The sequence below is a fragment of the Agromyces ramosus genome (genome assembly GCF_030817175.1).
GTDB lineage: Bacteria > Actinomycetota > Actinomycetes > Actinomycetales > Microbacteriaceae > Agromyces > Agromyces ramosus_A.
On sequence record NZ_JAUSYY010000001.1, the window covers coordinates 611,820 to 629,211 of the forward strand.

18 protein-coding genes and 1 tRNA gene are annotated in these 17,392 nt (G+C 71.5%); 11 read left to right on the plus strand and 8 right to left on the minus strand.

Translation table 11 applies throughout. The features are described 5' to 3' along the window. Positions 1 to 90 precede the first annotated feature (90 nt). Both QFZ26_RS02925 and QFZ26_RS02930 read left to right on the plus strand, forming a co-directional pair. Positions 91 to 744: an NADPH-dependent F420 reductase gene (locus tag QFZ26_RS02925; protein ID WP_307039087.1), complete on the plus strand. Its 654-nt coding sequence runs from the start codon at positions 91 to 93 to the stop codon at positions 742 to 744. Next, positions 744 to 1,448: a DNA alkylation repair protein gene (locus QFZ26_RS02930; RefSeq protein WP_307039089.1), complete on the plus strand. Its 705-nt coding sequence runs from the start codon at positions 744 to 746 to the stop codon at positions 1,446 to 1,448. The genes QFZ26_RS02925 and QFZ26_RS02930 overlap by 1 nt, the downstream gene beginning before the upstream one ends. A 59-nt stretch (positions 1,449 to 1,507) precedes the next feature. Here the strand turns inward: QFZ26_RS02930 and QFZ26_RS02935 are convergent, their stop codons facing one another. Continuing rightward, positions 1,508 to 3,004 (minus strand): MFS transporter, encoded by a 1,497-nt coding sequence (locus tag QFZ26_RS02935; protein WP_307039091.1) that lies wholly within the window; start codon positions 3,002 to 3,004, stop codon positions 1,508 to 1,510. Between the two features lie 129 nt (positions 3,005 to 3,133). Here QFZ26_RS02935 and QFZ26_RS02940 point away from each other — a divergent pair, with 129 nt between their 5' ends. Next, positions 3,134 to 4,114 carry a PfkB family carbohydrate kinase gene (locus QFZ26_RS02940; RefSeq protein ID WP_307039093.1) on the plus strand — a complete coding sequence of 327 codons (981 nt, stop codon included), beginning with the start codon at positions 3,134 to 3,136 and terminating at the stop codon, positions 4,112 to 4,114. Further along, complete coding sequence (surE, locus tag QFZ26_RS02945) at positions 4,111 to 4,863, plus strand: 5'/3'-nucleotidase SurE (protein WP_307039095.1); 753 nt, start codon at positions 4,111 to 4,113, stop codon at positions 4,861 to 4,863. The genes QFZ26_RS02940 and surE overlap by 4 nt, the downstream gene beginning before the upstream one ends. 73 nt (positions 4,864 to 4,936) lie before the next feature. Here surE and QFZ26_RS02950 read toward each other — a convergent pair. The 4 genes from QFZ26_RS02950 to QFZ26_RS02965 form a co-directional block, all read right to left on the minus strand. Further along, a tRNA-Ala gene (locus QFZ26_RS02950) sits at positions 4,937 to 5,009 on the minus strand. 56 nt (positions 5,010 to 5,065) lie between these two features. Continuing rightward, complete coding sequence (locus QFZ26_RS02955) at positions 5,066 to 6,103, minus strand: hypothetical protein (protein ID WP_307039097.1); 1,038 nt, start codon at positions 6,101 to 6,103, stop codon at positions 5,066 to 5,068. Between the two features lie 52 nt (positions 6,104 to 6,155). Next, a complete protein-coding gene (locus QFZ26_RS02960) occupies positions 6,156 to 6,818 on the minus strand; it encodes a GNAT family N-acetyltransferase (RefSeq protein ID WP_307039099.1) in 663 nt (220 codons plus the stop codon). A 2-nt stretch (positions 6,819 to 6,820) separates the two neighbouring features. After that, the gene (locus QFZ26_RS02965; protein ID WP_307039101.1) at positions 6,821 to 7,720 is read right to left on the minus strand and encodes a UTP--glucose-1-phosphate uridylyltransferase; all 900 of its coding nucleotides are present in this window, start codon (positions 7,718 to 7,720) and stop codon (positions 6,821 to 6,823) included. A gap of 71 nt (positions 7,721 to 7,791) precedes the next feature. Here QFZ26_RS02965 and QFZ26_RS02970 point away from each other — a divergent pair, with 71 nt between their 5' ends. From QFZ26_RS02970 to mscL, 3 genes are read left to right on the plus strand one after another with little or no spacing between them, the layout of a single operon-like run. After that, the gene (locus QFZ26_RS02970; RefSeq protein WP_307039103.1) at positions 7,792 to 8,370 is read left to right on the plus strand and encodes a 5-formyltetrahydrofolate cyclo-ligase; all 579 of its coding nucleotides are present in this window, start codon (positions 7,792 to 7,794) and stop codon (positions 8,368 to 8,370) included. A 33-nt stretch (positions 8,371 to 8,403) separates the two neighbouring features. After that, the gene (locus QFZ26_RS02975) at positions 8,404 to 8,736 is read left to right on the plus strand and encodes an FmdB family zinc ribbon protein (RefSeq protein ID WP_307039105.1); all 333 of its coding nucleotides are present in this window, start codon (positions 8,404 to 8,406) and stop codon (positions 8,734 to 8,736) included. Positions 8,737 to 8,771: 35 nt separating this feature from the next. After that, the gene (mscL, locus tag QFZ26_RS02980; RefSeq protein ID WP_307039107.1) at positions 8,772 to 9,194 is read left to right on the plus strand and encodes a large conductance mechanosensitive channel protein MscL; all 423 of its coding nucleotides are present in this window, start codon (positions 8,772 to 8,774) and stop codon (positions 9,192 to 9,194) included. Here mscL and QFZ26_RS02985 read toward each other — a convergent pair. Together QFZ26_RS02985 and QFZ26_RS02990 are read right to left on the minus strand one after the other, a co-directional pair. Next, positions 9,191 to 9,394: a hypothetical protein gene (locus QFZ26_RS02985; RefSeq protein WP_307039109.1), complete on the minus strand. Its 204-nt coding sequence runs from the start codon at positions 9,392 to 9,394 to the stop codon at positions 9,191 to 9,193. The genes mscL and QFZ26_RS02985 overlap by 4 nt on opposite strands. Beyond that, on the minus strand, positions 9,394 to 13,164 hold the full coding sequence (locus QFZ26_RS02990; protein ID WP_373460672.1) for an AAA family ATPase: 3,771 nt from the start codon (positions 13,162 to 13,164) through the stop codon (positions 9,394 to 9,396). The genes QFZ26_RS02985 and QFZ26_RS02990 overlap by 1 nt, the downstream gene beginning before the upstream one ends. A 95-nt stretch (positions 13,165 to 13,259) precedes the next feature. Here QFZ26_RS02990 and QFZ26_RS02995 point away from each other — a divergent pair, with 95 nt between their 5' ends. The 3 genes from QFZ26_RS02995 to QFZ26_RS03005 are packed head-to-tail and all read left to right on the plus strand — an operon-like array spanning position 13,260 to position 15,624. Next, positions 13,260 to 14,984 carry an FAD-dependent oxidoreductase gene (locus tag QFZ26_RS02995; RefSeq protein ID WP_307039111.1) on the plus strand — a complete coding sequence of 575 codons (1,725 nt, stop codon included), beginning with the start codon at positions 13,260 to 13,262 and terminating at the stop codon, positions 14,982 to 14,984. 23 nt (positions 14,985 to 15,007) lie between these two features. Beyond that, complete coding sequence (locus tag QFZ26_RS03000) at positions 15,008 to 15,316, plus strand: rhodanese-like domain-containing protein (protein ID WP_307039114.1); 309 nt, start codon at positions 15,008 to 15,010, stop codon at positions 15,314 to 15,316. Beyond that, positions 15,313 to 15,624 carry a metal-sensitive transcriptional regulator gene (locus tag QFZ26_RS03005; protein WP_307039116.1) on the plus strand — a complete coding sequence of 104 codons (312 nt, stop codon included), beginning with the start codon at positions 15,313 to 15,315 and terminating at the stop codon, positions 15,622 to 15,624. The genes QFZ26_RS03000 and QFZ26_RS03005 overlap by 4 nt, the downstream gene beginning before the upstream one ends. 19 nt (positions 15,625 to 15,643) lie before the next feature. Here the strand turns inward: QFZ26_RS03005 and ald are convergent, their stop codons facing one another. After that, positions 15,644 to 16,744, minus strand: a complete 1,101-nt coding sequence (ald, locus tag QFZ26_RS03010) for an alanine dehydrogenase (protein WP_307039118.1) — start codon at positions 16,742 to 16,744, stop codon at positions 15,644 to 15,646. Between the two features lie 129 nt (positions 16,745 to 16,873). Between ald and QFZ26_RS03015 the strand changes: the two genes are divergently transcribed. After that, a complete protein-coding gene (locus QFZ26_RS03015) occupies positions 16,874 to 17,371 on the plus strand; it encodes an Lrp/AsnC family transcriptional regulator (RefSeq protein ID WP_307039121.1) in 498 nt (165 codons plus the stop codon). Positions 17,372 to 17,392 lie beyond the last annotated feature (21 nt).

A 17,392-nucleotide genomic window follows, 5' to 3' on the forward strand; every position in this document is an offset into this window, starting at 1 on the left:
GCACGACGGGAATGCCCGCATCGCGTTCCGCGTTTTGGGAAGATGAGAACGTATCGAATCGGGCATACCCGACGAATGGGGGCTGGAACGGTGACCGAGCGGCCGGTGGTGGGGATCTTCGGAGCGGGCAAGGTGGGCACTGCGCTCGCCCGCCTGCTCGTGGCATCCGGTCACGAAGTGCTCATCTCGGGATCGCCCCGCCAGACCGCACTCGACCTCCTCGTCAGCGTCGTGGCCCCCGGCGCCCGCGTCGCGACGCCGGCCGAGCTCGTCGCGGCGGCCGACGTCATCGTCCTGGCGATCCCCTTCAGCAAGGCGGGCACACTGCCGTGGGAGTCGTTCGACGGCCGGTTGGTCGTCGACGCCATGAACTACTGGCCCGCCGTCGACGGCAACATCGCCGAGATCGATGCCGATCCGCGTACCACGAGTGAGATCAACGCCGCCCGCAATCCCCGTGCACGGCTCGTGAAGTCACTGAACCACCTCGGCTACCACGAGATGGAAGACGACAGCATGTCCCCCGGCTCGCCGCTGCGCCGCGCACTCGCGGTCGTCGGCGACGATGACGCAGCTCGAGCCGTCGTCGCCGCGATCATCGACGCGATCGGCTTCGACCCCGTCGACGGCGGTGCGCTCCGCCACGGCCGCGCGCTCGAGCCCGGACACCCCGCCTTCGGACGCGAGCTGTCGGCGGGCGAACTCGCCGTGCTCCTCACCCCTGCAACGACCCTCGCCGCCTGATGCACGCGCCGACGGATGCCCCGGCGCTCATCACTGCGCTCGAGGGCATGGCGACCGCGGCGGAGCGCGACAAGTACACGAGGTACTTCGCACCCGATCCGGATGCACCGTTCATCGGCGTGCGCATGGGCGCCGTGTTCGACCTGGCCAAGACCGCGCTGGACCTGCCTGCCGCGGAACTCGAGCAGCTCCTTCAGCAGCCGACCCACGAGGTACGGGCGCTCGCGTGCAGCATCATGGGCAAGTCGGCGGCGCGCCGCACGACGACGGGCGAACGCCGCACCGAGCTCTACGAGCTCTACCTCCGGCGTCACGACCGCATCGACCAGTGGGACCTCGTCGACCTCGCCGCCCGCGACGTCGTCGGCGCGTACCTCGTCGCGCGCGACCGCTCGCCGCTCGCGCGCCTCGCGGCATCCGGATTCTGGCCGGAACGGCGCACCGCGCTCGTCGCGAGCTTCGCCTTCCTGCGGCTCGGCGAGCTCGACGACGCGTATCGTCTCGCCGACACGCTCGTCGACGATCCCGAGCCGCTCGTGCAGAAGGCGCTCGGCTGGGTGCTGCGCGCGGCCGGCGACCTCGACCGCCCGCGACTCACCGCGTTCGTCGAGGAGCATGCGGCGACCATGCCCCGGGTGGCGCTGCGCGCCGCGATCGAGCACTACGAGAAGCCGGAGCGGGCCCGCATCCTCGCGATCCGGTGACGCTGGCGCCAGCTCGTCGCGGGGCGGTCAGTGGCGCCCGAAGTGACACGCCGCTCGAGTCACGCCTCCGCGAGCTCCGGTCCGCCGAGCGCGCTCCGCTCGCGACGGCGGGCGGCGAGGTCGGCGACGCCGATCGCGAACGCGACCGCGACGAAGATCGCGACCGCGAGCATGCCGAACCCGTAGGCGTCGTGGTACACCGCCAGGTCGGGCTCGCCCGAGGCCGACTCCCGGAAGATCGTCGAGTAGAACAGTGACAGCGTCACGGCGGTGCCGATGGCCGTGCCAATGCGCTGGCCGAGCTGCCCCACGGAGCCAGCGAGGCCGCCCTGCTTCACGGGGATGTCCATGAGCGTGAGCGTCTGGTTCGGCGAGATGATGAGGCCGCCGCCCACGCCGCCGATCGTCATCGCGCCCGCCATGGCCCAGGGCGTCACCTCGGGCGGGGTCACGAAGGCGAAGAGCACGAGCAGGCCGATGCCGACGAGGAGGATCACGAGTCCCCACACGACGAGCGGCCGCCCGATGCGGTTCACGAGGTTGCCGCCGACCCACGAGCCCACGGCGCTCATGAGCGCGAAGCCGATGCCGACCATGCCCGCGAAGACCGCCTCGAGGCCGAGCCCGTGCTGGAGGTACAGCGTCGTGAGCAGGAACATCGACGGCATCGCCGCGAAGTACACGCTCGCGAGCGCGGTGCCGTTGCGGTAGGAGCCCACGCCGAAGAGCGCGAGCGGCACGAGCGGATGCCGCCCCGAGGCCGCATACCGCCGCTCCCAGGCGATGAACGCGGTGAACGCGAGCACGAACACGACGAGGACCCACCACCTCGCGGGGTTGTCGTCGGGCGAACCCGTCGTGAACAGGAACGGCCACATCAGCGACACCACGGTCACCCCGAAGAGCCCGAGGCCCACGGGGTCGAGCGAGAGCGGCTTACCCGACGGATGCCTCGTCTCGGGCAGGAGCCAGACGGCGAGCGCGATGGCGGCGAGCGCGAGCGGCACGTTCATCCAGAAGATTCCGCGCCAGCCGTCTTCGGGCCCGCCGATCGCGATCATCAGGCCGCCGAGCGTCGGCCCGAACGCCGTTGCGAGGCCGATGGTGGCGCCGAACAGCCCGAACGCCTTGCCGCGCTCTGCACCGTGGAAGAGCTCCTGGATGATGCCGAGCACCTGCGGCATCTGGATGCCCGCCGCCACCCCCTGCAGCAGCCGCGCGATGAGCAGCACCTCGACGGTCGGTGCGAGCGCCGCCACGAGGCTCGTGAGGGTGAAGAGGCTGAGGCCGACGACGAAGAGCATCTTGCGCGACCGCTGGTCGCCGATGCGCCCCGCGGGCACGAGCGTGAGCCCGAACGTGAGCACGTACCCCGCGACGATGAGCTGCAGCTCGGTCGATCCCGCGCCGAAGGCGTCTTCGATGGAGGGCAGCCCGACATTGACCTTGGAGAGGTCGAGGATCGTCAGTGCGGCCACGGCGACGCAGACCCAGTACGCGCGCCAGCGATGCTGTTCGGTGAGCGGGATCGAACGAGTGGCCGGTGGCAGTGACATCCGTTCCACCATACGCCCGCCGGAGGTCGGGCACGGGCGGGGCCGGCATCCTATTCCTCGGGCCTCCGGAGAGGAACCCGTAGCCCGCGCGCGGCGATGCGAATAGCGTCGGATCGAGGAGGGATACCCATGCCCGATGTCATGATCTTCGCGCCGTCTCCGCTCCTGACCGTCACGCTCGAAGGCGACCCGAGCGGAACCGACCTGCACCTCCACGCCGGAGGACAGGGAGTCTGGCAGGCCCGGATGCTCCGGACGCTCGGCTGCTCGGTCTCGATCTGCTCCGTGCTGACCGGCGAGTCCGGCCGCGTGGTGCAACATCTGCTCGAGGACGACGGCATCACCGTGCATGCGGTCATCCGCGAGGGACGGGGCGCCGCCTACGTGCACGACCGGCGCACCGGTGAACGCGCCCCGATCGTCGAACTGGAGGGCGACCCGCTGTCGCGCCACGAGCTCGACGAGTTGTACGCGCTCACCCTGCGCGAGGCGCTCGGCTCCGACCTCGTGCTCCTGAGCGGACCCTTCGGCGACGAAGTGCTCCCCGACGATGTCTACCGGCGCCTCGCGGCCGACCTTCGCGCGGCAGCGCGCCCGGTCGTCGTCGATCTCGCCGGCGGCCGCCTCGCCGCCGCACTCGACGGCGGTGTACGGCTCGCGAAGGTCAGCGACGCCGAGCTCACGAGCTCGGGACAGGCGACGGATGCCTCGGTGCCCGCGCTCGTCGCCGCGGCAGAACGACTCCGGGGGGCCGGCGCGGAGAGCGTCGTCGTGACACGGGCGGGCCACGCCTCGCTCGTGCTCGACGGGGCCACCGCGGCGACCGTGCAGGTACCCGTGATGGAAGAGGTCGACACGAGGGGCGCCGGCGATTCGCTGACGGCCGCGATCGCGGCATCCCTCGCCGCCGGCGACAGCCTCCACGACGCCGTGCGCCTCGGCGCGGCGGCCGGAGCGCTCAACGTCACGAGGCACGGACTCGGCACCGGCGATGCCGAGGCGATCCGCCGCCTCAGCGAACAGGTCGCGATCGCTCCGATCGAGGCCGGTGAAGGGTCGCTCGACTCACTCGACGAGCTCGCGACGAAGGTGCAGGTGGACGGCGCATGACCACGGTGCTCATCACCAACGACGACGGGATCGACTCGCCCGGCTTGCATGCCCTCGCGACCGCGGCGGTCGCGGAGGGGCTCGACGTCGTGGTCGCCGCGCCCGCGACCCAGTCGAGCGGCAGCAGCGCGTCGATCCTCGGCGCCGAGGCCGACGGGCGGATCCACATGGAACCCCGTGAGATCGCCGGGCTCACGATGCCCTGCTATGCCGTTCACGCGGCACCCGCGCTCATCGCGCTGATCGCTGCGCACGGCGCGTTCGGGGAGCCGCCGCACGCGGTGCTCTCGGGGGTGAACCGCGGTGCCAACATCGGCCGCGCGGTGCTGCACTCCGGCACGGTCGGCGCCGCGCTCACCGCCGGCTCCAATGGTGCACGCGGCCTCGCGGTGTCACTCGATGTCGGCATGCATCCCGACGTCTGCCACTGGGATGCCGCCGCGACCGTCGCCCGCGGCGTGCTCGCCTCCCTGATCGCCGCGCCCGCCGGCACGGTGCTCAACCTGAACGTGCCCAACGTGGCCGAGGCGACATCGCCGCGCGAGGCGACGCTCGCCGTCTTCGGTATCGTGCAGACGACCGCCACCGAACGCGGCGAGGGCGAGATGCGACTCACGGTCGCCGACCTCACGGGCGAACACGATCCCCGCAGCGACGCGGCACTGCTCCTCGACGGGCACTCGACACTCACCGCGATCACCGCGGTGCGCGACACGGCCATGCCCGACGGAGTGCCGGTCGTGACGTGAGGCCGCGGCATCCGAGAACCAAAAAGGTCGTTGCCCGACCCGCATTCACGAGTGTGGAACAACGACCATTCGGTGGACCCAGGGGGATTCGAACCCCCGACCTTCTCATTGCGAACGAGACGCGCTACCAACTGCGCCATGGGCCCGAGCGAGAAAGAGCCTATCATCCCGCACGGGGTGATTCGGACCAGGGCTGGGGCCCTCAGCCCACTTCGCGGCGGCGGCGGAGCACGGCGTCGAGGTCGCCGAATGCCGGTCGCGCGTCATCGACGATGCCCATGCGCGCATACGGGCTCGCGGGCTCGGCCGTGCGGGCCACGGGGCGTCGCGGAGCAGCCTCACGCTCGGCCGGCACGCGCGCCGCCGGGGCGATCGAGGGAACGTCGGCGTCGAGTGCCGACGCCCGACGGGCGACCTCCTCGCCCGTCTCGACGCGCTTCAGCTCGGCGGCCGCCTCGATCGAGGCCATCGCCATGGCGGCGATCGTGCCCCGCGAGAGGTGCAGCGGACGCGGCAACGGCTGCGGGATCCAGCCGGGTTCGGCCGTGGACTCCTCGGCGAGCTCGATGGGCTCGAACGGCGCCGATTCGCGCGCAGCCTGCGCCTCGACCGCGGCGGGCGGAACCCGCACCTTCGCCAGCCGGGCGAGCATGCCGACGGCGGCGATCACCCCGATCGCACCCCCGGCGGGGACGAGGAGCGACGCGCCGAAGACGGCGGCGATGAGCCCGGCGATCACCGTGATCAGGGAGACCAGCAGCACGAGCGAGGTGAGCGCCCGCTTGCGTCGCAGCGCGCGAAGCTTCGAGCGTCGGAACCCCTCGGCGTCGGTCGCCGTGACCGTGTGGGCGGCCGGCGCGATCGTGGGGATGGGCTCGGTCACGGGCTCGTGCGCGGCGAGCGCCTCGGCGGCGCGCGCTCGGGCTGCGTGAGCCGCCTCCTCCGCGGCCCGGCGCTCGGCGATCGCGAGGTGCTCGGCGGCCTCGGCCTCGAGCCGGGCGGTCTCCTCGTGCTCGTGCAGGATGCGCTGCTGCACCGCGACCTCGCGAGCGGTCGCCTCGACGCGCACGGCCTCGGGCGTCTCGGCGGTCTCGGCGAGGATCCGCAGGGTCTGCTGGAGCCGCACCGCGTTGCGTTCGGTCGCGAGATACTGGCGGCGTCGCAGCCAGCTCGGGAGCAGGTACGCGATCCAGAGCAGGGCGGCGACGGCCACGAGCAGTCCCCCGCCGATCACGTCCATGGGACAACGCTAGGTCACGGCGGACGAATGGCCCCGCGCGGCGCGCCCGTGATCAGCGATCGGCGAGCGGCAGCGGGTGCGTGGCGGCCTCGAGGTCGTCGGCGTTCACCCGCGCCGCGCCGTCCGGGACCCGGCCGTCGCGCCAGCGCTGGAGCACTCCGTGGGGAACCTCCTCGGCGACGAGGGCGAACGCGAAGTGATCGCGCCATTCGCCGTTGATGTGGATGAAGCGGCGCCGCAGGCCCTCGTAGCGGAACCCGAGCTTCTCGACGACTCGAAGTGACGGGGCGTTCTCCGGGCGGATGCAGATCTCCATGCGGTGCAGGTGCAGCACCTCGAAGCAGTGGTCGGTCGCGAGCCCGACCGCCGTGGGGGTGATGCCGCGCCCGGCCACGTCCTGCGCCACCCAGTAGCCGATGGTCGCCGACGAGAGCGACCCGAAGGTGATCGACGAGACGTTCAGCTGCCCGACGAGACGGCCGTCGTGCTCGATCACGAACGGGAGCGCGTTGCCCGAGCGTGCATGCGCCAGGAGGTTGCGGATGCTCGACCGGGTGTCGATGAAGGACCCGCCGCCCGGATAGGTCGCCTCCCACTGGCGCAGCCAGCTCCGATTGGCGAGCAGCACGCGTTCGAGCGGCTTCGCGTCGCGAGCGCGGATGGGCCGAAGCGTGACATCGCCGTCACGGAGGGTCGGCAGGGCGGCTGCGGGCATGCTCAGACTGTATCGAGTCCCGACGCGTACTTGACCAGCCACGGGCGCAGCTCGGGGCCGAGATCGTCGCGATCGGCGGCGAGCTGGATGACCGCCTTGATGTAGTCGAGCTTGTCACCCGTGTCGTACCGTCGTCCTCGGAACACCACGCCGTAGACGCCGCCGGTTCCCTCGACGTCGCCGGCCATCTCCATGAGTGCGTCGGTGAGCTGGATCTCGCCGCCCTTGCCCGGCTCGGTGTGCTCGAGCACGTCGAACACCTCGGGCTTGAGCACGTAGCGTCCGATCACCGCATAGTTCGAGGATGCGGTGCCGGGTGCGGGCTTCTCGACGAGGCCCGTGACGCGCACGACGTCGGGGTCGTCGGTGACTTCGACCTCGGCCGCGCCGTACAGGTGCATGTTCTCGGGGTCCACCTCGAGGAGCGCGATGATCGAGGCATCCCGCTTGCCCTGCTCCACGAGCATGCGGCCGAGCAGTTCGTCGCGGGCGTCGATGATGTCGTCGCCGAGGAGCACCGCGAAGGCCGCGCGACCGACGTGCATCTTGGCACGGAGCACCGCATGGCCGAGCCCGAGCGGGTCGCCCTGGCGCACGTAGTGCACGTCGGCGAGATCGGTCGACTCGTTGACGGTCTCGAGCTTCGCGGTGTCGCCCTTGCGCTCGAGCGTCGCCTCGAGCTCGGCGACCCGGTCGAAGTGGTTCTCGAGGGCGTTCTTGTTGCGGCCCGTGATCATGAGCACGTCGGTGAGCCCCGCGTGCACGGCCTCTTCGACGACATACTGGATGGCCGGCTTGTCGACGACCGGGAGCATCTCTTTCGGCATGGCCTTGGTGGCGGGGAGGAACCGTGTGCCGAGGCCTGCGGCCGGGATGACGGCCTTCGTGATGCGATCAGTCATGCCGTTCAGCGTAACCGGATGCCCCGGCCCGCGCAGAGGCGACGGGCACGGGTCGGCCTAGGATGTGTGCCATGCCCGACGATCCGGACGTCCAGAAGCGCGTGCTGCGCGCCGAGCTCCGCGAACGCCGCCAGAACATGCCGGCGCACGAACGCGAGCACGCGACCGAGGGCTTCACCGCGCGCCTCGAGGAACTCATCGGCTCCACCGGGGCGGAATCGATCTCGTGCTACCTCTCGATGCCGACCGAGCCGAACACGCGCCCCTTCGTGAACTGGGCCGAGGCCAGGGGCATCCGCGTCCTGTTCCCGATCACCCGTGAAGACGGGCTGCTCGACTGGACCGTCGGCGAAGAGGAACTCGAGACGCTCGGCCTGCACGGGGTGCCCGAAGCGGCCGGCGAGCTCCTCGGACCGATGGCGATCAACGACGTCGACCTCATCATCGTGCCGGCCGCCGCGGTCGACGTCACGGGCATGCGGCTCGGGTGGGGACGAGGCTATTTCGACAAGACCCTCGGTTCGATGGGAAAATGTCCTCCGGTGTACGCCGTCGTCTACGACAGCGAGTTCGTCGAGCGCGTCCCGCGTGAGGTGCACGACCAGCCGGTCAACGGAGTCGTGACGCCCACGCGCATTCTCGCGTTCTGACCGGCACCCGCCGGAACCCCCAATCGGAGAGTCATGCCCACGTATTCCTACCGTTGCACCGAGTGCGACAACGCCTTCGACATCCACCAGGCGTTCACCGACGACGCGCTGTCGGTCTGCGACCTGTGCGGCGGCAAGCTGCGCAAGCTCTTCAACACGATCGGGGTGACCTTCAACGGCACCGGGTTCTACCGCACCGACTCGCGGGCTGCCGACGGCGGTTCCGGCAAGTCCGGGTCCTCGTCCTCCGGCTCGTCGGGCTCGTCCGACTCGGGCTCGTCCGGCTCCGGCTCGTCGGGGTCGGGCTCCTCCGGCTCCGGCTCCTCGACTTCGGCCGGCGGCGCGTCCTCGGCTAGCGTGGCCTAGACCCGCTGCGAGTGCGGCGGAACGAGGGAGAGCCGATGCTCAAGGGATTCCGGGACTTCATCACGCGCGGCAACGTGATCGACCTCGCGGTCGCGGTGGTCATCGGCGCCGCGTTCACCGCGGTCGTCAACGCGATCGTCGACGGGCTCATCAACCCGCTCATCGGCCTCGTCTTCAACGCGCAGAGCCTCGACGAGGCGATGATCGTGACGGTCGGCGAAGCGGACTTCAGGTTCGGCGCCGTGCTCGGCGCGATCATCACGTTCCTCGCGGTGGCCGTCGTCGTCTACTTCGTCTTCGTCTTCCCGATGAACACGTTCCGCGAGCACCAGGCTGCGAAGGCCGCCGCCGGCGTGCCGACCGACGAGCCGCTGACCGAGGCCGAGCTCCTCACCCAGATCCGCGACCTGCTCGCCGAGCAGGGCGCGGCCTCGGGACGCCGGCGCACCGACGTCTAGGTCTGCTTCCAGTGCGGCGGCCGGTCGCGCGTGAGGCGTTCGTCGTCGGATGACGCCGGCCTGCGCTTCGGCGCAGGCGCATCGCCGGGGTGCTCGACGGGCGCTTCGGGCGACGGGTCGGATCCGGGCGCGGGGGTCAGCTTCGCGCGACGCGCCCGCCCCGCGGCCCGCTCGACGCGCTGACGCGGTTCTTCGGCCATCAGCTCGCGGCCGCGGCATCCGCCGGCTTGGTGACCTCGGGCCGGCCGAGCAGGCTCGCCACGCGCGCCGCGACCGCGTCGGGGTTGCCGAACAGTTCGAAGCTGTGCACCCGCAGGTAGTGCCAGCCGAGCCGGCGCAGCACGTCGGGCCGGAGACGCAGCGACTCGCGGAGGCTGAGGCCGGCGAGCGCGTCATCGGTCTCGACGACGACCGCCTTGCCGGCGTGCGCGGCGGCGAGCGCGAGTCGTCCGCGATGGCCGACGCTGACCCGGATGCCCCGCCGCTCGAGACGCGCCGCCAGGTCGTGCAGCATCGAGGCGCTGGGCTCGCCCTCACCGGAATCCGCGGCGCGCTCCTCGGTCTGGGTGAGCACGTTCGCGAGGGCGAGGACGCCGTGGCTCTGCCGCTGCTCGTCGATGTCGTCGGGCCGGAACGCGGAGACGATGTCCATCGAACGACGAGCACGGGTCATGCCGACCGCGAGGAGGCGGTCGCCGCCCGGCTCGCCGAGCGAGCCGAAGCTCGAGAGCAGCCGGCCGTGCGGGGTGCGGCCGTATCCGATCGAGAAGATGACGCGGTCGCGGCTCTGCGCGACGGACTGCTCGAGCGTGAGCACCGTGAAGGGCTCCGCGCGATCCTTCAGGATGAAGTCCGAGAGGTCGGTGCGCTTCGCGAAGGCGGCGAGCACCGCCTGGTGCACGCGCGCCGCGTGCTTCGCGCTCGCGGTGATCACCATGAGCGACTCGCGCGGACGCTTCACCGCGTGATCCATGACGAGCTCGACGACCTTCGCGACCTCGGAGTCGATCGACTCGACGGTGCCGGTCACCGAGTCGGGCAGGCCGTTGCCGGTCACGTAGTGCAGACCCAGGCTGCCGTGCCCGAGGAAGCTCCCCGCCCACGGCAGCGAGACGATGCGGCCGGCGTAGAACCGCCGGTTCACGAGCTCGGCGAGATCCTCGCCGCCGGCCCGGTAGCTGCGGGTGAGGGTGAGCGTCGGGAGGAGTTCGCCGAGCCGTGCGAGCGCCGAGTCGGCGTGCAGGGCGTCGACGCCGTGCTCGGTCGACGAGGTGCTGGACTGCTCCGCATCGTCGAGCCCGGTCTCGAAGAGCGTCGGCGTCTGCGTCACGGGGTCGCCGAATGCGACGACCTGCTTCGCGCGGCGGATGGCGCCGAGGTTCTCGGCGATCGTCGTCGCACCCGCGTCGACGAGGATCACGGTGTCGAACGGGATGGAGTCGTCGATCGCGGCGACCTCGTATGGAGAGGCGAGCCAGATGGGCGCGAGGACGCGGAACAGGTGCGGCGTCTCGGCCTGCAGGGAGCCGGGGCGAACCCGGTCGCCGCGGAGCATCCGCTTCAGGGTGTCGGCCTCTTCGGGATGGTCGACGAGCGCGACCTTCCAGTTCTCGGCGAGCCGCCATGCGAGCAGTGGACCTGTGGCCGAGGCGTGCGCCTCGTCGACGAGGCGGAAGTCGCTCTCGAGCCGGTCGAGCACGGCCGTGTTGGCGCCGAGCAGCGCCTTCTCGCGCGCGAGCATGGTCTCGAGCACCGACTGCCACCAGGCGAGCTCGAGCTCGTCGGCGACGGCGCGCTCGGGCACGTGGCGCTTGGCGAGGTCGAGCAGGAGCGGGTCGAGCCCGAGGTCCCGCAGGCGCGCGAGCACGGCGGTGCGCTCCTGGAGGTTCGTGAGCACCTCGGATTCGGCGGCGAGACCCGCGAGGGCGGTCGTGAGCTCTCGCACCGGACGCGCCGCGAGCTGCCGTGGCGTGCCGACCACGCCGAGGGGCGCATCGAGTGCGGAGAGGTCGGTCGCGACGTGCTGGTAGGCGACGTGCACGTCGTCGATGCCGACGGGCACGCCGGGGATCGCCCCCGCCTCGGAGTAGCGCTGCCAGAGCGTGCGCTGCTGCTGGATTCCCCGCAGCGCCGCGTTCAGGTCGTTCACGTGCACCCCGGGGCGCACGAACTCGAGGGCGTGCCGGCGCAGTCGCCGACGGTTGGGCCCCGACATGCCGGGCGAATCGCGTCGCGACGACGTCGCGGCGATGAGCTCGCCGAGCGGCCGGTCGAACACCGACGGCTGGAACCGGTCGAGGGTCTCGCGCACGTCGAGCAGCAAGCGGAGGAACACGCCGAGCTCGGCGATCGACTCGAACTCACGGAGCCGCGTCTGGGCGATGAGGGCGCGGCCTCGTTCGAGCAGCCGCGGCACCTCGGTGGCGCTCAGTCGCTTCGCGAGTCGGTGGGCGTTGGCTGCCTCGTCTGAGGAGGTGAACGAGGCGCCGTACCAGGGCGAGTCGCCCGGGCCGTAGCGGAACTCGCCGAGCGCCGCCGCACGTGCGAGGTCGCGCGCGACCTGCTCGCGCCCGGTCGCGAGCGCCGCGAGAGCGCGGTGGTCGAGTCGGGCGGTCGTCGACGGCGAGTCGGGCGCCAGCGCGAGTCGAGCGAGTTCGCCGAGCGCATCGAGCACCGAGACGTGCAGTTCGGGATCGCGATGCGTGAGCGCGGCGCGGTAATCGAGGAGCACCTTGCGCAGCCGCACGAGGGCATCGTCGACGTCGGCGACGCGCGGTCGCTCCACCTTCTCGTTGCGCGAGATCGACTGGATGAGCTCGCGCCGAAGACCCGGCGTGGTGACCGCGGCTCCGCCGAGGCCCACCTGGCCGAGGCGATGCGCGATGCCGTCGAGGCTGGCGCGCCGCGAACCGACGACGAGCACGCGCTTGTCGCGGGCGACGAGCGCGCCGATCGCGTTGACGATGGTCTGGGTGCCCCCGGTGCCCGGGAGCGTCTTCACGACGACGGACGTGCCGGCCTCGATCTCGGCGACGGCCTGCTCCTGCTCGGGGTCGGCGTCGAGCAGCAGGGTGTCGGTCGATGGCGGGCGCTCGTCTTGCGGAACGGGGCGAGCACGCTCGCTCTCGGACGCGAGGAGCGCCGCGCGCGCCGCCTTGTTGCCGGCGAGCGCGTCGATCGCGCGGTGGTCCAGCCGCGCGGCATCCGCCGCCATCGCGGGACCGACCTCGGCGAAGGCGGAGACGACGAGCCGCGGGGCGACGTGGAACCAGGGCAGGTGCGAGGTCAGCCCCCGGAGTCGGTCGATGACGGGCTGCGGCTTGAACACGCCGTTCGTGATCGCGAGGGCGACGAACGCCTCGGCATCGAGCGTGATCTGGAACTGCTCGCGCAGTTCGCGGGCGAGCGCGGGGTTCAGGAACGGCTGGCCCTTGAGCTTCAGCTCGAAGTCGCGGCCGTAACGGCGGATCGCGAGCGGACGCAGGAGCACGGGCGCGAGGTACTCTTCGCCGGCGTTGCGCCACGAGGCGAGGCCGATGGCGAGATGCACCGACTCGATTCCCCGCACCGAGCGCAGCTCGATGCCCTTCTGGGTGATCTCGGCGGCGGCCAGCCGGGCGTTGCGCAGGGCGAGCTCGTCGCGGATGAGGCTCGAGAGCAGCGTCGACTTGCCCGTGATGAACTGCGGGAGCCCGCCGGGGTGCGTCGTCGAGAGCTCGATGCGCGTGCGTGGCGAGTCCACGAAGCGAACGAGGGGCGAGCGGCCGCCGACGGCGGCGAGTTCGCCGTGCCAGCGTCGCCATGACGGCTCGGCGACGTTTCCGGCCACGAGATCGGGGTCGCCGAGGCTGAGGCCGTGAGGGCTGGTGTTGTCCTGTCGCATGGGATCCGGGGTGAGGTTGTCGGCTGCGGCATCGGGTTCGGGACCGAGGATCTCCTCCTCGTCATCATTCCGATCGAGCCGCCACACACCGACACCCTAAGGCCCAAGGTCGTGAAATCCGGGCAGCATCGCCGCATGCCCGCCGGTTCGATACCCCAGGGGTATGGTGATAGCGTCGTCGGATGCCTCCCGCCACCCTCCGCGCCACCGACCAGCCGGGGGCCCGGCATCCCGTCACCGTCATCATCGGCGGCGTCGCGGGCGGGATGTCGGCCGCAACGCGACTGCGTCGTCTCGACGAGGAACGCGAGATCGTCGTGCTCGAGCGGAGCGGCGCCGTCTCGTTCGCGAACTGCGGGCTGCCGTACCACGTGTCGGGCGTGATCGCCGATCGTGACGAGCTCGCCCTGCAGGACCCGGCGCGACTCGCGGCACGGTTCCGCATCGACGCACGCGTCGAGACCGAGGCGATCGCGATCGACCCCGTCGCCAAGACCGTGACAGTGCGTCCTGCCCGCGGCGGCGCCGAGGAGCGCATCAGCTACGACGAGCTCGTGCTCTCCCCCGGCGCGACGCCACGACGGCCGGAGCGGGTGGCGGCGGATGCTCCGCTGCACACCCTGCGCACGCTCGACGACCTCGACGCCATCATGCTCACGGTCGCCGGGCTCCCCGCGCGCGCCCGCGCCGTCGTCATCGGAGCCGGATACGTCGGCATCGAGCTGGCCGACAACCTGCACCGCCGCGGCATCGCCACGACGATCGTGCAACCGGGAACCGGGCTCCTCGGCCTCGACGCCGAGATGGCCGCGCCGCTCATCGACCACGTGCGAGCCGTCGGTGTCGCCGTCGAGCTCGGCCGGCGCGCCGTGCGGGTCGAGCGCGATCGAGTCGTGCTCTCCGACGACACGGTGCTGCCCGCCGACCTCGTCATCGCCGCGATGGGCGTGGTGCCCGAGTCGGGGCTCGCCCGCGCCGCCGGACTCGAGCTCGGGCCGGGCGGCGGCATCGTGGTCGACGAGTTCCACCGCACGAGTGACCCCTCGATCTTCGCCGTCGGCGATGTCGCCGAGAAGCACGACCTCGTCGACGGGTCACCGCGACTCATCGCCCTCGCCGGTCTCGCGAACCGGCACGGGCGCGCCGTCGCCGACACCATCGCCGGAACACCGGCCCCCGCCGCCCCCGCACTCGGCACGGCGATCATCGACGTGGTCGGCCGCACGGCGGCGAAGACCGGCTGGACCGAGGACGTCGCACGAGCGCGCGGTCGCGACATCCGGGTCATCCACACCCACCCGCTCTCGCACGCCGGGTACTTCCCGGGCGCGCAGCCGATGTCGCTGAAGCTCGTCGTCGACGCGGCGACCGACCGCATCCTCGGCGCCCAGGCGGTCGGGAGCGACGGGGTCGACACTCGGCTCGACATCATCGCGACCGCGATGGCCGCCGGGCTCACCGCCTCGTCGCTCGCCGACCTCGAGCTCGCGTACGCCCCGCAGTACGGCGCCGCGAAGGATCCGGTCAACCTGCTCGGCTACATCGACCGCAACCTCGCGAGCGGCGAGGACCGCGTGCTCCAGTGGCACGAACTCGACGCGGCGATCGCGGCGGGCGCCGTCTTCCTCGACGTCCGCGCCGAGGGCCAGCTCGCCGAGGGCACGATCCCCGGCGCGACCTGGATTCCCGTCGAGCAGCTGCGTGAACGCCACCACGAGTTCGCCGGCCGACCCATCGTCGTGCACTGCCGCGTGGGCCAGGGTGCGCACACCGCCGCGCGCCTGCTCGCACGTCTCGGCCACGATGTCAGGAACCTCGACGGCGGCTACCTCACCTGGCGCGACGGCGAGCGCGCCCGCGCGCTCGAGCGGGAGGCGGATGCCGCGGCATCCGCCCGCGCCGCCTGACCCCACCCACCGAAGGAGCACGCATGCGATCCATCAGCCCCGAAGAGGTGCACGCGCTCGACGACGCGGTCATCCTCGATGTGCGCGAGCCGCACGAACTGACCCAGGCGCGCATCGACGGCACGCTCGACATCCCGCTCGGCGAGCTCGTCGAACGCCTCGGCGAGGTGCCCCGCGACACGACGGTCTACGTCATCTGCCACGTCGGCGGACGCAGCGCGCAGGCGACGCAGTACCTCGAGGCCAATGGCGTCGACGCGGTCAACATCTCGGGCGGCATCCTGCAGTGGTACCAGTCGGGGCTGCCGGTCACCCTCGGCGGTGCGTCATGAGCGCCACGCCGGCGACCGTGACGACGACGGATGACGCGCAACGGCGCATCCTCAACCGCCTGAAGCGGGCGCGCGGCCAGCTGAACGCGGTCATCGAGGCGGTCGAGGCGGGAAGCGACTGCCGCACGGTGGTCACGCAGCTCGCTGCGGTGTCGAGTGCGCTCGACAAGGCCGGCTTCGCCATCATCTCGAGCGCACTGCGGGACTGCCTCGTCGACGGGGGCGGTGCTCCCGCGGCGCGCCGATCGGGCGCGCCCGATCGCCTCACGGTCGACGAACTCGAGAAGCTGTTCCTCACCCTGTCGTGATCCGCGGCCCTCGCGGCGGTCAGTGCGCCGACTGGAGCTCCAGTCCGTGCGCCAGCGCCACGCCCTCGTTCGTGAGCCGCCCGTCGGTCGCGTTGAGGCCCTTCGCGAGCGCGGGGTCGGCGGTGAGCGCGCGCTCCCAGCCGAGGTCGGCGATGCGCAGCGTGTAGGCGAGCGTCGCGTTCGTGAGCGCGGGCGTCGAGGTCGCGGGCACCGCACCCGGCATGTTCGCGACGCAGTAGAAGATCGCGTCGTGCACGCGGAAGGTCGGGTCGGCGTGCGTCGTGGGACGCGAGCCCTCGAAGCATCCGCCCTGGTCGATGGCGATGTCGACGAGCACGCTGCCCGGCTTCATCGCGGCGACCATCTCGTCGGTCACGACCTTGGGCGCCGCGGCGCCCGGCACGAGCACGGCGCCGATCACGAGGTCCGCGTCCTTCAGCTGGCGGGCGATCTCGTACGGCGACGAGGCGAGCGTGTGGATGCGGTGCTCGTAGCGCGCGTCGAGCTCACGCAGCTTGGGCAGCGAGATGTCGAACACCGTCACGTCGGCGCCGAGGCCGAGCGCGGTCGCGGCCGCCTGCTCGCCGGCGACCCCGCCGCCGATGACGACGACCTTGGCCGGGGAGGTGCCGGGGACCCCGGCGAGCAGCACGCCGCGGCCTCCCCGCGAGGCGAGGAGCTCTGCGGCGCCGACCTGCGGTGCGAGCCGTCCGGCGACTTCGCTCATGGGGGTGAGGAGCGGCAGCGAACGGTCGGCGAGCTGTACCGTCTCGTACGCGATCGCGGTCACGCCGGAGTCGAGGATGGCGCGGGTCAACGGCAGGTCGGCCGCGAGGTGCAGGTAGGTGAAGAGGGTCAGGTCGGGCCGGAGGAAGCCGTACTCGGCCGCGATCGGCTCCTTCACCTTGAGCACGAGTTCGGCCGCCCACGCCTCGGCGGCGGTCGCGACGATCGTGGCCCCGGCGGCGGCGTACTCGTCGTCGAGGTAGCCGGCCCCGATGCCGGCTCCGGCCTGGATGGCGACCTCGTGGCCGCGCTGGGCCAGGGCATGGACGCCAGCGGGCGTCATCGCGACACGGAACTCGTTGTTCTTGATCTCAGCGGGCACGCCGATGTGCATGATGACTCCGAATGCTGTGGGGGTGGATGCCCCCATTCTCGCCGGTTGTTCGCCTGTTGAAAATGAGCGGCGCACATAATTCGGTAGGGTGACCGTATCCGTGGCAATAATTCGGTGAGAGGGGTCGCCGTGACCGATGAACCGCAGATCAGCGAGCCGGTCGTGCTCGACGAGATCGACCGCGCGATCATCGCGCGGTTGCACGAGAACGCGCGCATCCCCAACGTCGACCTCGCGCGCGCCGTCGGGGTCTCACCGTCGACGTGCCTCGCACGCGTGCGCTCGCTGCGTGAGCGCAGGGTGATCGTGCGCTATACGGCGGAGATCAACCCCGTCGCGCTCGGCTTCACGTTGCAGGCCCTCGTGAGCGTGCGCATCCGGCCGGGGGCGAGGCATCTCATGGAACAGATCTCCGACGAGCTGCGCACGCAGCCCGAGGTCGCGCAGCTCTTCTTCCTCGGCGGCTCTGAAGACTTCCTCATCCATGTGCGGGTGCGGGACAGTGCGCACGTTCGGCAGTTCGTGCTGAAGAACCTCTCGGCGAACCCCGCGGTCGCCCTCACCGAGACGAACCTCGTCTTCGAGCACCACACGGCACTCTCGGCGGGACTCCGCGCGGTGCTCTGAGCCGCGTTCTGCATGAGCAGC

Bases quoted from the DNA above. Each gene is read 5' to 3' on its own strand.
- QFZ26_RS02930 (WP_307039089.1), top strand. From the start codon at position 744: ATGCACGCGCCGACGGATGCCCCGGCGCTCATCACTGCGCTCGAGGGC.
- QFZ26_RS02935 (WP_307039091.1), bottom strand. From the start codon at position 3,004: ATGTCACTGCCACCGGCCACTCGTTCGATCCCGCTCACCGAACAGCAT.
- QFZ26_RS02940 (WP_307039093.1), top strand. From the start codon at position 3,134: ATGCCCGATGTCATGATCTTCGCGCCGTCTCCGCTCCTGACCGTCACG.
- surE (WP_307039095.1), top strand. From the start codon at position 4,111: ATGACCACGGTGCTCATCACCAACGACGACGGGATCGACTCGCCCGGC.
- QFZ26_RS02955 (WP_307039097.1), bottom strand. From the start codon at position 6,103: ATGGACGTGATCGGCGGGGGACTGCTCGTGGCCGTCGCCGCCCTGCTC.
- QFZ26_RS02960 (WP_307039099.1), bottom strand. From the start codon at position 6,818: ATGCCCGCAGCCGCCCTGCCGACCCTCCGTGACGGCGATGTCACGCTT.
- QFZ26_RS02965 (WP_307039101.1), bottom strand. From the start codon at position 7,720: ATGACTGATCGCATCACGAAGGCCGTCATCCCGGCCGCAGGCCTCGGC.
- QFZ26_RS02970 (WP_307039103.1), top strand. From the start codon at position 7,792: ATGCCCGACGATCCGGACGTCCAGAAGCGCGTGCTGCGCGCCGAGCTC.
- QFZ26_RS02975 (WP_307039105.1), top strand. From the start codon at position 8,404: ATGCCCACGTATTCCTACCGTTGCACCGAGTGCGACAACGCCTTCGAC.
- mscL (WP_307039107.1), top strand. From the start codon at position 8,772: ATGCTCAAGGGATTCCGGGACTTCATCACGCGCGGCAACGTGATCGAC.
- QFZ26_RS02985 (WP_307039109.1), bottom strand. From the start codon at position 9,394: ATGGCCGAAGAACCGCGTCAGCGCGTCGAGCGGGCCGCGGGGCGGGCG.
- QFZ26_RS02995 (WP_307039111.1), top strand. From the start codon at position 13,260: ATGCCTCCCGCCACCCTCCGCGCCACCGACCAGCCGGGGGCCCGGCAT.
- QFZ26_RS03000 (WP_307039114.1), top strand. From the start codon at position 15,008: ATGCGATCCATCAGCCCCGAAGAGGTGCACGCGCTCGACGACGCGGTC.
- QFZ26_RS03005 (WP_307039116.1), top strand. From the start codon at position 15,313: ATGAGCGCCACGCCGGCGACCGTGACGACGACGGATGACGCGCAACGG.
- ald (WP_307039118.1), bottom strand. From the start codon at position 16,744: ATGCACATCGGCGTGCCCGCTGAGATCAAGAACAACGAGTTCCGTGTC.